Origin of the sequence: Mycobacterium interjectum (assembly GCF_900078675.2) — a bacterium.
Lineage (GTDB): Bacteria > Actinomycetota > Actinomycetes > Mycobacteriales > Mycobacteriaceae > Mycobacterium > Mycobacterium interjectum.
Map to the genome: position 1 here is coordinate 129,399 of NZ_LT546237.1, position 13,049 is coordinate 142,447.

Consider the following 13,049-nt stretch of genomic DNA (forward strand, 5'->3'; position numbering starts at 1 on the left):
CCGGCTCGGGCGGCGCCGCCGCGGCGAACGGGGGCCGCAACGCCGAACCCGCGACGAGGGCGACGAAGACACCGAGCGCGCCGACGATCGCGATGGCCGGCTGCCATCGTCGGGCTTTTCCAGCGGCGCCAGGTTTCACTGTGCACCGACCCTATCGCGGATGCGTGGTTGACAACGGTGAGCGAGCTGTGAAAGCGCTCGAAGTCAGGTGTGTTGCGCGGAACAGTCGCCCCGCCGCGTAAACCCATGCCGCGGGCGCTTTCCGCCGGCTCCCGGTGCACAGGACAAATGGGCTGCTCAAACACCGACGAATAGTGAAAACGACGGCGTTCGCCTCGGGGCGCCGCGGCGTAGAGTTGACATAACCAGCGATGCAGTCGGGGGCGGCGGGGGCGTCGGCAAGCGAATATCACACAAGGGGAAGACGTTGTACGCCGCCACCTGCCGGCACTGTGGCAGAGAAATAGTCCAGCACCCCTCAGGTGTGTGGATTCCGCGGGAGGGCACTTCGAAAAGCGATCCCGACGGCATCTATTGCCACGACTCAGCCGGCGGTCGGCGGCCTCAGATGTTGCACGAACCCATGCCTTCGGGATTGAGAGGTGCACCCGGGTGGATGTCCTCCGATACTTCCCGAGCCAGTGGCACCGCGGATGCGGACGCCGACGCGGCCCCCCGGAAGGCCTCGCCTCGGCACGACCGGGAGGGTCGCCGGCGCCGACACGGCCGCCGCACCAGCACGTCCGTACCCGGGCCGGACGCCGCTTCCCCGTGAGCCGGCGCCAAACCGGCCGGGCAACTCAGAAAGCGATCAGGGGAATCGCCATCTCGGCCGGGGTGGCCGCGCCGTGAAAACCTATGAGCCGAGCCGTTTCCGGGGGCTCGTGGCCGGTCGCCAGCACGGCGGCGTCGCCGGTGCAGACCACGACGACGTCGCCGATCCGCGCCAGGTGATCGGGGGCGACCGGCCCGAACATGCCGGTGGCCACCGCCTGCTCGCGACTGTAGACCTGCGCCCGGCCGTCGAGCGACTCGCTCCAGGCTGCCCGCACGTCCGCCGCGGCCCCGGGCTCGGTGTGCAGGTAGCGCACCCGCGGCTCGCCGGCGACCACGCGCACGCCCTCGCTCAGTTGCGGGTCGGCGTCGAGGTCGACGCGGGCGTCCGGCGGGACGTTCAGGCCGCCGTGGTCGGCAGTCACCAGCAACGCCGCGTCGGGCGGCAGCGCCTCGACCAGCCGGGTGAGCAGGGCGTCGACTCGGGCGGCCGCCTCGTGCCATGACCGCGAACCGATGCCGAACACGTGGGCCGCGGTGTCCAGCTCGGCGGTGTAGCCGTAGACGAGCCCGGGCGCCCCGTTCAGCTCGTCCGCCAGCTCCGCGGCGTAGTCGTCCGTCGGTCGCGTCGGGCGAAACTGGGCTCCGCCGTAGGCCGCATCGGTCAGCCCGCTGCCGATGAAGGCGGCGGGCAGCACGGCGCGCGCGGCGATGCCGGACCGCCGCAGGCGCGCGAACCAGGTGGGCAGCGGCTGCCATTCGGCGTGCGGCGGGTCGTCGCGCCACACGATGTGGGTGAGCACCCTGTCGGTGCCCGGCACGTTGAGCGTGAAACCCAGGATCCCGTGCTCGCCGGGCCGGGCCCCGGTGCCCAGCGACACCAGGCTGCTCGGCGTGGTCGACGGGAAGGTGCAGGCGAGTTCCGTCAGCCGCCCCACCTCCCCGGCGAGGACCGAGGCGAGCAGCGGGGCGCTCGCCGCCAGCTCGGGCAACAGGTGCCAGCCCAGCCCGTCGACCAGCACCACCGCGACCCGATCCTTCGCGCCGACCGCCTCCGTCAGACCCAGGCAATCGACCGCACCCGGGGCCCCGAGCAGCGCGGCCGCCGCGGGCAGCACGTCGCAGATTGACTTGGGCACAGGGGCAAGACTAGACGTGCGCGAGCCGTTGGCTGGTCACCCGCAGCTGGCGATCGGTGCTGTCGGCGAGCGCGCGAACCTGCTCGGGCGTCAGGCGGCCGCACAAGCGGCCCCAGTGCACCGCGACCTCGTCGCCGACGGCCACGTCCGGCACCGCGCTGTAGCCGTCGGCCCAGACGTCGAGCGGGCGCGCCGAAGGATCGGACAGCGTCAGCGCCCGACCGTCCCAGAGCAGGTTCCGGCACGACACCTCGACGTCGTCGCTATCGCGGGAAACCACTGTGCCCCAAGCGATTCGGCAATTATCCAGCACGCTCAACGGGTGCTCATCCATGCCGCGTCCGAGAAAGCGGGTCCAGGGGTACACCCCGAAGACGTGGAAGCAGTGATTGCCGGCGGCCTCGCCGGCCAGGTCGGCCGTCAGGTGTGACCAGTAGCGGCCGGCCTGGGGGCCGATGATGGCCAGCAGCGCGTCGAAGAATGCGTGCGGGTCGAGCCCGGCGCCCACCCCGCCGCCGAGCCAATAGGATTCGACGAGCCGGTAGTCCAGCGGGTCGGCGATCCCGGTCAGCTCCGAGAGCACCCGCAGGTACGGCCAGGCCCCCGAGAACGTGGTCGCCGCGCGGCGCACCTCGTCGACGGAGCCGTCCCGCAGGGTGGCCCCCAGCGGGGGCCCGCAGTAGCCCAGCGCGTTGGGGGCGTACGCGTAGCGGGCGAACATCTCGACACCGGGCGCATCGTGGGTCAAGTGCGCCCCACGAGCTTGAGGGCGTCACGGTGCAGGCGGCCGAAGTTGTAGTAGGCCGCGCAGGCGCCCTCCGGCGAGACCATGCAGGTCCCGATCGGCGTCTCCGGTGTGCACGCGGTGCCGAAAACCTTGCATTCCCAGGGCTTGAGCACGCCCTTGAGCACCTCGCCGCACTGGCAGGCCTTGGGGTCGGCGACCCGCACGCCGGGCATCGCGAAGCGCAGCTCGGCGTCGAACTCCGCGAAATCGTCGTGCAGGCGCAGCGCGCTCTGCGAGATGAATCCCAGTCCGCGCCATTCGAAGTGGGGGCGCAGCGCGAACACCTTGCCCATCAGCGCCAGGGCGGCGGGGTTGCCGTGCTCGGGCACCACGCGCTTGTACTGGTTCTCCACCTCGCAACGACCCTCGCGGATCTGGGTCAGCAGCATCGCGACCGCCGCCAGGATATCCAGCGGCTCGAAACCGGCCACCACCAACGGCTTTCGGTACACGTCCGGAACGAATCGGTAGGGGCGGTTGCCGACCACCGTCGACACGTGCCCGGGGCCGATGAAACCCGACAGCCGCAGGTCCGGTGACTCCAGGATGGCTTTGATCGGCGGCACGATCGTGACGTGGTTGCAGAAGACGCTGAAATTGGGCAGGCGCAGGTCGCGGGCCCGCACCAGCGTCACCGCCGTCGAGGGCGCGGTGGTCTCGAAGCCGATGGCGAAGAACACCACGTGCTTGTCGGGGTTGTCGACCGCGATCTTGAGCGCGTCCAGCGGGGAGTAGACGAACCGCACGTCGGCGCCGCGCGCCTTGGCGTCCAGCAGGCTGCCGGCCGACCCGGGCACCCGCATCATGTCGCCGAAACAGGTGAAGATCACGCCGGGTTGGCCGGCCAGCCACATCGCGTCGTCGATGCGGCCCATCGGGATCACGCAGACCGGGCAGCCGGGGCCGTGCACCAGCTCCACGTTGTCGGGCAGCAGGTGTTCGATGCCGTGCCGGTAGATCGTGTGGGTATGCCCGCCGCACACCTCCATGAACTTGAACTGCACTGGGCCACTTGCGGCCGGGTCCGCAAGGCGCTCGATGGCGCCCAGCAGCTTGCGGGCCGCGGCCGGATCGCGGAACTCGTCAACGAATTTCATGGTGTGCCTTCCCTAGACTATGGCCGACGAGTCGAAGGCTTCCATCTCGGTGGCATAGGCCTCGCCGAGTTTCTTGATGGCGGCCAGGGTGAGCAGCGCCTCGGTCTCGTCGATCTTGGCCATGGCGAACCCGACGTGCACCAGGACCCAGTCGTCGGGCTCGGGCATGTCGTCCTCCAGCAGCCGGATGCTGATCGTGCGCTGGACACCGCTGACGTCGATCTTCGCCAGGTAGTTGGCGGGATCGGCGATTTCGACGATCCGGCCCGGAATCCCAAGACACATCGGCCTATACCTCCACGCTCTCAGCAAATCCTCGGCAGCGGGTCACCGACGAGCATGTCGACGATCCGGGTGCCGCCGAAACCGGTGCGCAGCACCACGCTTTCGGCCGGTTCGGAAACGATTTCCCCGACCTGGGCCGCCTCGGCGCCCAGGGGGTGCGACCGCAGCGCGGCCAGCCCGGCGTCGGCCTCCTCGGGCGCGACGACGGCGACGAACTTGCCCTCGTTGGCGACGTAGAGGGGATCGATGCCGAGCAACTCGCAGGCGCCGTTCACCATGGGCCGCACGGGCAGTCGCTCCTCGTCCAGCAGCACCCCGAGGCCGCAGGCCTGGGCGAGTTCGTTGCACACGGTGCCGACCCCGCCCCGGGTCGCGTCGCGCATCCACCGGGTGGACGGGGCGGCCGCCAGCAGCAGCTCCACCAGCGGGCTGAGGCACGCGGTGTCGGAAACGATGTCGGCCTCGATGGCCAGGTCGCCGCGGGCGAGCATGACGGCCATGCCGTGATCGCCCATCGATCCCGACAACAACACCTTGTCGCCGGTGCGCACCGACCCCGCCGACAGCGTGCGCCCGGCCGGGATGACGCCGGCCCCGGTGGTGGTGACGAACAGCCCGTCGGCGGCGCCCTTGGGCACCACCTTGGTGTCGCCGGTGACGACCTGGACACCCGCGGTCGCGGCCGCGGCCGCCATGTCGGCGACGATCTCCTTCAGCTCGGCGATGCCGAAACCTTCCTCGATCACGAACGCCGCCGCGATCCACGACGGCACGGCGCCGGCCATCGCGAGGTCGTTGCAGGTGCCGTGGACCGCGAGTGCGCCGACCGAGCCGCCGGGAAAACGCCTGGGCTGCACCACAAACGAATCCGTCGACATGGCCAGGCGCTCCCCGCCGGGCAGGGTGAGGACCGCGCCGTCGCCCAGCGACTCCAACAGCGGGTTGCGGAAGGCCTCCAGGAAGACCGCGTCTACCAGCGCCGCCGAGGCCTTGCCGCCGGCCCCGTGGGCCAGGGTCACGTGGTCGTCGAGCAACCGGGGGCGGCGCCTGCGGAACGACTCGATCCGCTCGATCACCTCGCCCTCGGCGAACCGGGGCCCCGACGAAAGGTATTCGCCCGCTGGCCTGTTCATGCCGCCCCCAGACCCCGGTCACCGAGATGGTGATGCACGCTCAACCACAACTGATAGCCCAGCAGCGCCTGCGATTCCTGGATGCGGTGCACGCTCTGCGAGCGAACGACGAAGCAGGCGTCCACGTGGGGGTTGTTGGCGAACGCGCCGCCGTCGTAGCCGGCGAACCCGACCGTGTACAGGCCGCGCTGGCGGGCCTCGGCGAGCGCCGTGAGCAGGTTGGGCGAGCCCCCGCTGGTCGACATGGCGACCGCGACGTCGCCGGCCCTCGCCCGGGCGATCAGCTGGCGGGCGAACACCAGCTCGAACCCGACGTCGTTGCCCAGCGNGCGCGTGCGGCTCCCACGACGGCGCGATGGACCACATGGTCGCCCCCGCGGCGAACCGCTTGGCCAGCGTGAACGCGGCGGCGGCCAAATCCTCGGCCAATTCGGCGCCCAGCCCGCGATCGATGGCGGTGGTGGTCATGATTCAGTGTCCTCCATCCCCCTCAGCATGGAGATCGCGGCCTGACCCAGCGCCAGGCCACCGTCGTTCGGTGGGACGGTATGGTGGGTCAGCACCTCGAACCCCTTGCGCCGCAGCCGCTTACGGCATGCGCGCAGCAACAGCACGTTTTGGAAAACCCCGCCGGTCAGGCCCACCAGCCGGATCTCGCCGGCCACCTGCGCGACCACCTTGGCGACGGCGTCCGCGACCGCCTCGTGAAACGCGGCGGCCAGCAGCGCCGGCCGGGTGCCGGCGTAGCGCGCCGCCACCATCGTCTGCACCATCGTGGTGGGATCGATCACCCCGTCGGGGCGCACCAGCATGGGCAGCGACGGGCCGGTCTCGTCGAGCGTCGACTCCGCGAGCGCCTNGGCGTCGATGAACGGGTACAGGAAGTTGGTGGGTTCGTCGCTCATGAGCCGTCCTCCACTGGATGCGAATGCGCCGCTCCTCCGATCCCGGCCCTGCCGGCATCTGCGTCGCCGACGCGGCTGATCGCCGTGCCGGCGTGCACCAGGACCAGGTCACCGGCGGCGACCGGGTCGACGAGCGTGGTGACCACGTTCTCGACGCCGCGGGCGGTGCGCACCGCCGCCTGCCCGCCTTCCGATGCGCCGACCACCTCGCCCAGGCGCCCCTCGTCGCTGCAGGTGACGCAAACCGGTTCCGAACACTCGTCTTTGAGCAGCCCCGAGTGCTCGAAGCACACGTGGGTCAGCTCCCACAACAGGTGGTAGAACAGCACGAAGCCGCCCGTCGCGGGCACCCGCGGGTCGGGGTCGTCGAGCCACAGCACGTGGTCCGCCATCCCCGCCTCGGGCCGCGCGCCGCTGCCGATCCAGATCGTGGTGGCGCCCCAGGCCGGACCGCGGCGCATCACGGCGCGCACCTGCGGGTCGTCGGCGCCGGCGACCGCGATCACGATGTCGCCGGGCCGCGCCGACACCCGCACCAGGTCCACCAGGTCGGGTCCGGTGAGCGCCACCGCGGGCAGCGCCCGCTTGCCCACGATCACCGGATGCACGAACTCGACCGCGATGTGCAGCGCGTGCGGCTCCCACGACGGCGCGATGGACCACATGGTCGCCCCCGCGGCGAACCGCTTGGCCAGCGTGAACGCGGCGGCGGCCAAATCCTCGGCCAATTCGGCGCCCAGCCCGCGATCGATGGCGGTGGTGGTCATGATTCAGTGTCCTCCATCCCCCTCAGCATGGAGATCGCGGCCTGACCCAGCGCCAGGCCACCGTCGTTCGGTGGGACGGTATGGTGGGTCAGCACCTCGAACCCCTTGCGCCGCAGCCGCTTACGGCATGCGCGCAGCAACAGCACGTTTTGGAAAACCCCGCCGGTCAGGCCCACCAGCCGGATCTCGCCGGCCACCTGCGCGACCACCTTGGCGACGGCGTCCGCGACCGCCTCGTGAAACGCGGCGGCCAGCAGCGCCGGCCGGGTGCCGGCGTAGCGCGCCGCCACCATCGTCTGCACCATCGTGGTGGGATCGATCACCCCGTCGGGGCGCACCAGCATGGGCAGCGACGGGCCGGTCTCGTCGAGCGTCGACTCCGCGAGCGCCTCCAGCTCGATGGCGGCCTGGCCCTCGTAGTCGATCCGGTGCCGCACCCCGAGCAGGGAGGCGACCGCGTCGAACAGCCGGCCCATGCTGGAACACGGCACGCATCCGGCGCCGCTCTCCAATTGCGAACGGGTCAGGCGCAATTCGTCTCCGGTGGCGGCGGCGACCGGCGCCAGCTCCGGGGTCCAGTCGATGCCGGCCGTCCACAATTGCGACAGCGCCATCCGCCAGGGGTTGCGCACCGCGGCGTCCCCGCCGGGCAGCGGGACCGGCAACAGGTGGCCGACGCGCACGAATCGATGGCTCTCGGTGCCCAGGGCGAGAATCTCGCCGCCCCAGATGGTGTGGTCGCAGCCGTAGCCGGTTCCGTCGAACGAGACCCCGATGACGGGCTCGCCGAGGCGTCCGTGCTCGGCCAGCAGCGAAACCACGTGCGCGTGGTGGTGCTGGGCGAGGTCCAGCGGCCGCTCGCCCGCGTGGCGCTCCGCCCAGTTCCGCGTGTGGTAGCCGGGGTGCAGGTCGGCTGCCAGGCGCGCCGGCGCGCCGCGCATGCCGGTGAGCTGGCCCACCGCGCGCTCGAACGCCCGCAGCGTCTCCCAGGTGGCCATGTCGCCGATGTGGCCGGACAGGTAGGCGCGCGAGCCGTCGGTGAGGCAGAAGGTGTTTTTCAGCTCCCCGCCCACGGCGAGGACGGCCGGGCCCGCCCGCCCGAGATCGACCGGCAACGGCGCAAAGCCGCGGGATCGGCGGATCGGCAGCTCCCGAGGAGCCCCTTCGTCTTTCACCACGCGCACCACCGAGTCGTCGCACGGCACGTGGATCGGCCGGTCGTGGTCGAGGACCGCGTCGCACAACGCCGGAAGGCGTTCGGCGGCATCGTCATCGGTGAAGCAGATGGGCTCGTCGGAACGGTTCGCGCTGGTGAACACCAGGGCGTCGGGCACCGGCCCGGCGGCGCCCGGCACGGGGGCCAGCAGCAGGTGATGGAGGGGGGAGTACNACGACACCCGTCACGGTGAAGCGCCGCCGGACGCGAGCATCGGGCGGGCCGGTCCGCAGCAGCAGGGGGGATTGGGTCATCTCAACCGCCCTCCGGGCTGGCTGTCGGATCGGTGCGGCCCCTGCCCATCAGTTCGAGGCCGGCCATCGCCTGCTCCGCTCCGGCGCGGTCGGTCTTTTCGACGGCGAAGCCCATGTGGATGATTATCCAGTCGCCGGGCGCGAACGTCTCCTCCGGCAGCATGCCGACGTTGACCCTGCGCGCCTCGCCGGTGACGTCGACCAGCGCGAGCTGGCCCTCGTAGCCGTCCAGCATCCGGATCACCTGACCCGGTATCCCCAGGCACATCAGCGGTCCTCCCGCGTGTTCGTTTGCAGCGCCGCGACGATTTCCTCGACGGCCCGCGCGGCCCGGGGGACGGCTCGCGCCACCGGCTCGGTCAGGCCGATGCCCTCCTCGACGCTGGCCGCCTCGCAGCCGACGACGACCGTGTAGGGCGGACTGCCGCCCAGGGCGCGCAGGCTGGCGAACACCGCGGCCGGGTCCATGCTGTGACCGTCGAGCCCCGCCGCGCCGCAATCGGATTCGTGGTCGGCCTGGAAGACGTGCAACGTGCCGGGGTTGCCGCGGCTGGGCACGGCGTCGACGAGCACCAGGGTGTCCCATTCCTCGAGCAGGTCGTACGCCAGGTGCATGCCCCGGATGCCGTAGTCGGTGACCCGGACGCAGGAATCGCCCTGCGGGATCTCGGCGTTGCGGACCACTTCCGAGCCGAATCCGTCGTCCCCCAGGAAGATGTTGCCGATCCCTGCCACCAGGATGCGCGCTGTCATCGCGCCACCCGGGCGGCTACATCCGCCTCAATTTCAGGTAGCGGCGGGCATCGGGAATCGACACCAGCCCGAGCACGAGTCCGATCGCGACCACCAACGCGATGAGGGCGATGAATATCCAACCCAAGACTTCCATTTCGAACTCCTTTTCACGTCGCGGGTTGCGAGGCTTCGAGTGGCTCCACTTCGTCGGGGGAGAAGTAGAGATAGCGTCCGTACCAGTCGTGCAGCTCGGCGGCGGGGTCATCGTCCACGACCACCGCGACGTGCTGGTTCCCCTCGACGTCCTCATGCACCGACGTGACGCGGGCGGTCTTGCCGGCGACGAAGATGTCCTGGGCGTCGGCGTTGCGCCGCGGCCGCAACCGGACCCGGCTGCCGCGAGCGACCCGGATCCCGTTCACCAAAACCGCGTCGAGTTCGGGGCGAACGGCGTTGTCGGCCAGCGGATCCCACCAATCGATCCCGTCCGGCACCTCGGGGACGAGACCGGAGATCGCGTGGGGATCGCGCAGCACGCCGTGCAGGCGCGCCATCGACTCGGGCGACATGGCGTCACACTGGTCGATGATTTGCGCGGCCCGCGGATCGGTGGCCCGCGCCTGGGCCTTCTCCTCGTCCGTCATCGTGATCACGCGCAGCGTGAGGATCTCGTCGATCTCCGTGCAGTCGTACAGGGCGGTGTTGCTCTGTTCGGCGACCTCGGGGTGGTCGTAGAGGATGATCGGCGAGATCAGCAGGATGCTTGTGGTGCCGGCGGGCCCCGCCAGCACGGGGAAGCACCGGTGCCGGCCACACCGCGACNGCCCGCCCGAGATCGACCGGCAACGGCGCAAAGCCGCGGGATCGGCGGATCGGCAGCTCCCGAGGAGCCCCTTCGTCTTTCACCACGCGCACCACCGAGTCGTCGCACGGCACGTGGATCGGCCGGTCGTGGTCGAGGACCGCGTCGCACAACGCCGGAAGGCGTTCGGCGGCATCGTCATCGGTGAAGCAGATGGGCTCGTCGGAACGGTTCGCGCTGGTGAACACCAGGGCGTCGGGCACCGGCCCGGCGGCGCCCGGCACGGGGGCCAGCAGCAGGTGATGGAGGGGGGAGTACGGCAGCATCAATCCGAGCAGCGGGCTGCCGGGTGCGACGGCGTCGGCGACCAGAGCGCCGGCGCGCCGCCTGAGCAACACGATCGGCCGCGCGGGGCTCGACAGNCCGACGTTGCTGACCCGAACCGACACCCGGCGCAGGTCGCCGTCCGGCTCGCTGGCCACCGACAGCGCGCCGAGCACCTGCTGTCGGTGCCGCACCAGGCGTCCGCCGGCCAGCAGCTCGACGTCCGTCCCCCCCTCGGCCACCACCGGCAGCGTGCAGGGCTCGTCGTCGACGGCGAGCGGTCCGAACGACACTTCGCATTCGACCGCCTCGTCCCAGGTCAGCCACGACCCGGCCGGGGTGGTCAGCTCGTCCACCGGCTCGAACTCGCCGTGGGTGAACTCGCGCTCCGCCCGGCGGTGCTGCAACTGCAGGAACCGCACCACCAGCGTCAGCGCCTGGGCGCCGTCGACCAGGAAATCCGCCGCCATGCTGTCGTCTTCGCCCAGGCCAGCCGCCGCGGCGCCGGGCGGGCCCAGAACGCCGAACTGCCAACGCGACTGGTTCTTGCTGGACGTCCCGCGGTACGGGTAGAGCAGGTAGCCCTCGTAGAGCACCGCGTCGGCGACGGCCCGGGCCCGGTCCCAATCGGAGGTCATCTGGCCTCCTCCCGGTCGGAGCCCAACAGCGAGGTGACCGCGTGGTCGAGGTCGAGCAGCCCCCGCGCCGACTTGTAGGAGGCCAGCGCCGCGATGGTGTCGTGGCCCAGCCGCACCCAACCGGTGTTCGGATAGTGCTGGGCGATCAGGTCCCGCCAGACCGCGACCGGCATGTCGTAGCGATACTCGCAGTCCCACGACACCTGCTGGACCGAAAAACCGCGTTCGGACTTGACGAAAATGGTTCCGCTGAAAAGGAATTGGAGGGGCAGGGCGCCGTCGCGCAGCGCGTGCAGGTATTTGGCGGCGGCGACCTCGAAGTCGTAGGTGCAGTCCAGCGGGAGAGCGACCGTCGTGTTTCCGGCGAACCCCGGCACCATCGCCGTGGCGTGTTGCCACAGGAAGGTGCGCTGGGTTAAGGCCCAGCGTTCGCGGGGCCCGAACAGGTCGAGCAGCCCGGCCGCCTCCGCCTCCGAGTAGGACCGGCGCAGCGGCTCGATCCGGACCTGGCAGCGCAGGGCGATCGCGTGCACCGGGTCGTCACCGCCGGCGGCGACGCTGACCCGCGCGGTCAACACCGGGCTCACCGAGTACGGTTCGGGCGCCACGTCGAGCACGGCGAAGTTCACGTCCATGTGCTCTGTAGTCATGGCGGCGTCTCGGTGGCGCGAGCCGCGATCTGGGCAAAGAAGCCGTCGATGTACGCCCGGGCCTCCTGGCCTCCGTCGAACCCCCGCCACAGCATGCGCAGCCGCCCGACGAACTCGTAGCAGGCGTCGATCGGAACGAGATAGGTTTGTGGCTCGGCATTCTCGTCATCGTCGTTGCGGGGGACCCGGACCAGCAGCGCCTCGACGTCGTCGGCGAGCAGCCCCGCGCGGGGATCGGCGCCGCCGACGGCGTTCCACGCGTCCAGCTCCAGCTCGGATTCGGTCGCCCCGGCCGGGCCGGGGTAGAAGGCCACCGTGCGCCCCAGCTCGGAGTTGGTGAAGAAGAAGGCGACGCCGACCGGGATCTGCAGCGCCTCCCAGGCGCGGCGGCTCAGCGCGAAGCCCGGAAACGCCAGATACCGGTCCGGCACCGCGCGGTAGCGCAGTTCGGCAGCGGAGTCGGTGAACAGCAGATAGCAGGCCCGGCAGACGCACATCAATTGGCGCGCGGCCACGTTGACCACATGCTGGTGCTCGTCGGCGATGAGCTCGGAGCACATTTCGCACCGTTCGCCCGCGGGCGCCGGGACGGCCCGGTTGCTGCGAATCCGGCTGAGCACGTCGAAAGGAGTGCTCATGCCGGGGCTTCCATCGGTTCGGCCAGTGCCACCGAGGGCACCCCGTCGCGCAGCAGCAGGGGCAGCGGCTCGAGGTGGGTTCCGTCGGGGCCGGCACCCGCATGCGCGACGTCGAACTGCGTGCCGCAGCGTGGGCAGCCCAGCAGCGCCTCACGCAGTTGGGCACCCGCCAACGAGTCATCGCACACCGGGCAGTGGTCGCGGTAGGCCAGCGGCAGGTCGCCGACTCTGCACACCAGCAGCGGGGTGCCCGAAACCAGGAACCCCGCCACCTCGCCGGGGGCCAGGTCGCCCACCTCGGGCACGGCATGCCAGCCGGCGGCGTGCCCGTTCGACTTCACGTGCGCCATCAGCGATTCGGCCGGGATCACGCCGGCGACCTGCTCGGTCGGGGCGGTGACCACCTCGATCGCGCCGATCTCCGGCGCAGCCGCCCGGACCGCGTCCTGCACCGCCAGCTCCAGCGTCACCGCCGACGACGGGCAGCTCTTGCAGCTCCCCCGGAACGCCAGCCGCACGGTCTGTCCGTCGACGATCTCGAGCAGGTCCACGTCGCCGCCGTGCGAGCCGAGGTAGGGCCGCACCCGGTCCAGCGCGTCGGACACCCGCCGGTGCACGTCGTGCGGGTGCAGCCCGTGGACGAGCAGCAGGCTGGCCACCAGGTCGTCGGTGGCCAGCCGCTCGGCCAGACCGGCGTCGCCGGCCTGCACGATCCGCTCCAGCGCGGCCCCGTAGAGCCCGACTACCTCGCGGACCAGCTGTTGGGCGCGCTCCTGCGCGGCGGCCCCACTCGCCGCGCAGGAATCCAGCAATGTCTGGATTCGATCGCCCGCCGCGCGCCACTGCGTGTCCGTCTCGGGGTTCTCCGGGCGATCCGCCATGCGTCCTCCGTTAATGTGACGACC

14 protein-coding genes and 4 pseudogenes are annotated in these 13,049 nt (G+C 71.0%); all 18 read right to left on the reverse strand.

Annotated elements, in window-relative coordinates:
- Window positions 1-800: 800 nt before the first annotated feature.
- Window positions 801-1,913, reverse strand: coding sequence for an alkaline phosphatase family protein (locus tag BN4348_RS34965; protein WP_066909590.1), 1,113 nt, complete (start codon window positions 1,911-1,913; stop codon window positions 801-803).
- A gap of 10 nt (window positions 1,914-1,923) precedes the next feature.
- Window positions 1,924-2,634: a DUF6390 family protein gene (locus tag BN4348_RS34970; protein WP_066909661.1), complete on the reverse strand. Its 711-nt coding sequence runs from the start codon at window positions 2,632-2,634 to the stop codon at window positions 1,924-1,926.
- Between the two features lie 23 nt (window positions 2,635-2,657).
- On the reverse strand, window positions 2,658-3,797 hold the full coding sequence (gene hypD, locus BN4348_RS34975; RefSeq protein ID WP_066909593.1) for a hydrogenase formation protein HypD: 1,140 nt from the start codon (window positions 3,795-3,797) through the stop codon (window positions 2,658-2,660).
- Between the two features lie 12 nt (window positions 3,798-3,809).
- Window positions 3,810-4,082 carry a HypC/HybG/HupF family hydrogenase formation chaperone gene (locus BN4348_RS34980; RefSeq protein ID WP_066909596.1) on the reverse strand — a complete coding sequence of 91 codons (273 nt, stop codon included), beginning with the start codon at window positions 4,080-4,082 and terminating at the stop codon, window positions 3,810-3,812.
- Between the two features lie 20 nt (window positions 4,083-4,102).
- Complete coding sequence (hypE, locus tag BN4348_RS34985) at window positions 4,103-5,215, reverse strand: hydrogenase expression/formation protein HypE (RefSeq protein ID WP_084453984.1); 1,113 nt, start codon at window positions 5,213-5,215, stop codon at window positions 4,103-4,105.
- A pseudogene (locus BN4348_RS34990) lies at window positions 5,212-5,541 on the reverse strand (D-sedoheptulose-7-phosphate isomerase); the annotation flags it as partial. The pseudogene BN4348_RS34990 and the gene hypE, both read right to left, overlap by 4 nt.
- Before the next feature lie 4 nt (window positions 5,542-5,545).
- Window positions 5,546-5,683, reverse strand: a pseudogene (locus tag BN4348_RS61135) (hydrogenase assembly protein HupF); the annotation flags it as partial.
- A pseudogene (locus BN4348_RS34995) lies at window positions 5,680-6,084 on the reverse strand (Kae1-like domain-containing protein); the annotation flags it as partial. The pseudogenes BN4348_RS34995 and BN4348_RS61135, both read right to left, overlap by 4 nt.
- Window positions 6,085-6,116: 32 nt before the next feature.
- Entirely contained in the window at window positions 6,117-6,887 is a 771-nt protein-coding gene (locus BN4348_RS35000) for a HypC/HybG/HupF family hydrogenase formation chaperone (protein WP_066909599.1), read from the reverse strand.
- Window positions 6,884-8,275 (reverse strand): annotated as a pseudogene (locus tag BN4348_RS35005) (Kae1-like domain-containing protein); the annotation flags it as partial. The pseudogene BN4348_RS35005 and the gene BN4348_RS35000, both read right to left, overlap by 4 nt.
- Window positions 8,276-8,358: 83 nt before the next feature.
- Window positions 8,359-8,625: a HypC/HybG/HupF family hydrogenase formation chaperone gene (locus BN4348_RS35010; protein WP_066909602.1), complete on the reverse strand. Its 267-nt coding sequence runs from the start codon at window positions 8,623-8,625 to the stop codon at window positions 8,359-8,361.
- A complete protein-coding gene (locus BN4348_RS35015; RefSeq protein WP_066909605.1) occupies window positions 8,625-9,110 on the reverse strand; it encodes a hydrogenase maturation protease in 486 nt (161 codons plus the stop codon). The genes BN4348_RS35010 and BN4348_RS35015 overlap by 1 nt, the downstream gene beginning before the upstream one ends.
- Window positions 9,111-9,126: 16 nt before the next feature.
- A complete protein-coding gene (locus BN4348_RS62695; protein ID WP_096866107.1) occupies window positions 9,127-9,246 on the reverse strand; it encodes a DUF6893 family small protein in 120 nt (39 codons plus the stop codon).
- A 13-nt stretch (window positions 9,247-9,259) separates the two neighbouring features.
- Window positions 9,260-9,736: a hypothetical protein gene (locus tag BN4348_RS35025; RefSeq protein ID WP_235852657.1), complete on the reverse strand. Its 477-nt coding sequence runs from the start codon at window positions 9,734-9,736 to the stop codon at window positions 9,260-9,262.
- The gene (locus BN4348_RS61140; protein ID WP_084453985.1) at window positions 9,666-10,856 is read right to left on the reverse strand and encodes a Sua5/YciO/YrdC/YwlC family protein; all 1,191 of its coding nucleotides are present in this window, start codon (window positions 10,854-10,856) and stop codon (window positions 9,666-9,668) included. The genes BN4348_RS35025 and BN4348_RS61140 overlap by 71 nt, the downstream gene beginning before the upstream one ends.
- The gene (locus BN4348_RS35040) at window positions 10,853-11,506 is read right to left on the reverse strand and encodes a DUF6084 family protein (RefSeq protein ID WP_066909608.1); all 654 of its coding nucleotides are present in this window, start codon (window positions 11,504-11,506) and stop codon (window positions 10,853-10,855) included. The genes BN4348_RS61140 and BN4348_RS35040 overlap by 4 nt, the downstream gene beginning before the upstream one ends.
- Window positions 11,503-12,144 carry a DUF5947 family protein gene (locus BN4348_RS35045; RefSeq protein ID WP_066909611.1) on the reverse strand — a complete coding sequence of 214 codons (642 nt, stop codon included), beginning with the start codon at window positions 12,142-12,144 and terminating at the stop codon, window positions 11,503-11,505. The genes BN4348_RS35040 and BN4348_RS35045 overlap by 4 nt, the downstream gene beginning before the upstream one ends.
- A complete protein-coding gene (locus BN4348_RS35050; protein WP_066909614.1) occupies window positions 12,141-13,025 on the reverse strand; it encodes a NifU family protein in 885 nt (294 codons plus the stop codon). Before BN4348_RS35050 ends, BN4348_RS35045 begins: the two co-directional genes overlap by 4 nt.
- Window positions 13,026-13,049 lie beyond the last annotated feature (24 nt).

What these genes read in the sequence shown, in the direction of transcription:
- BN4348_RS35010 (WP_066909602.1), bottom strand. Translation starts at nt 8,625, where the DNA reads ATGTGCCTGGGGATACCGGGTCAGGTGATCCGGATGCTGGACGGCTAC.
- BN4348_RS35000 (WP_066909599.1), bottom strand. Translation starts at nt 6,887, where the DNA reads ATGACCACCACCGCCATCGATCGCGGGCTGGGCGCCGAATTGGCCGAG.
- BN4348_RS34980 (WP_066909596.1), bottom strand. Translation starts at nt 4,082, where the DNA reads ATGTGTCTTGGGATTCCGGGCCGGATCGTCGAAATCGCCGATCCCGCC.
- BN4348_RS35050 (WP_066909614.1), bottom strand. Translation starts at nt 13,025, where the DNA reads ATGGCGGATCGCCCGGAGAACCCCGAGACGGACACGCAGTGGCGCGCG.
- BN4348_RS35015 (WP_066909605.1), bottom strand. Translation starts at nt 9,110, where the DNA reads ATGACAGCGCGCATCCTGGTGGCAGGGATCGGCAACATCTTCCTGGGG.
- BN4348_RS35040 (WP_066909608.1), bottom strand. Translation starts at nt 11,506, where the DNA reads ATGACTACAGAGCACATGGACGTGAACTTCGCCGTGCTCGACGTGGCG.
- BN4348_RS35045 (WP_066909611.1), bottom strand. Translation starts at nt 12,144, where the DNA reads ATGAGCACTCCTTTCGACGTGCTCAGCCGGATTCGCAGCAACCGGGCC.
- hypE (WP_084453984.1), bottom strand. Translation starts at nt 5,215, where the DNA reads ATGAACAGGCCAGCGGGCGAATACCTTTCGTCGGGGCCCCGGTTCGCC.
- BN4348_RS62695 (WP_096866107.1), bottom strand. Translation starts at nt 9,246, where the DNA reads ATGGAAGTCTTGGGTTGGATATTCATCGCCCTCATCGCGTTGGTGGTC.
- hypD (WP_066909593.1), bottom strand. Translation starts at nt 3,797, where the DNA reads ATGAAATTCGTTGACGAGTTCCGCGATCCGGCCGCGGCCCGCAAGCTG.
- BN4348_RS34970 (WP_066909661.1), bottom strand. Translation starts at nt 2,634, where the DNA reads ATGTTCGCCCGCTACGCGTACGCCCCCAACGCGCTGGGCTACTGCGGG.
- BN4348_RS35025 (WP_235852657.1), bottom strand. Translation starts at nt 9,736, where the DNA reads ATGACGGACGAGGAGAAGGCCCAGGCGCGGGCCACCGATCCGCGGGCC.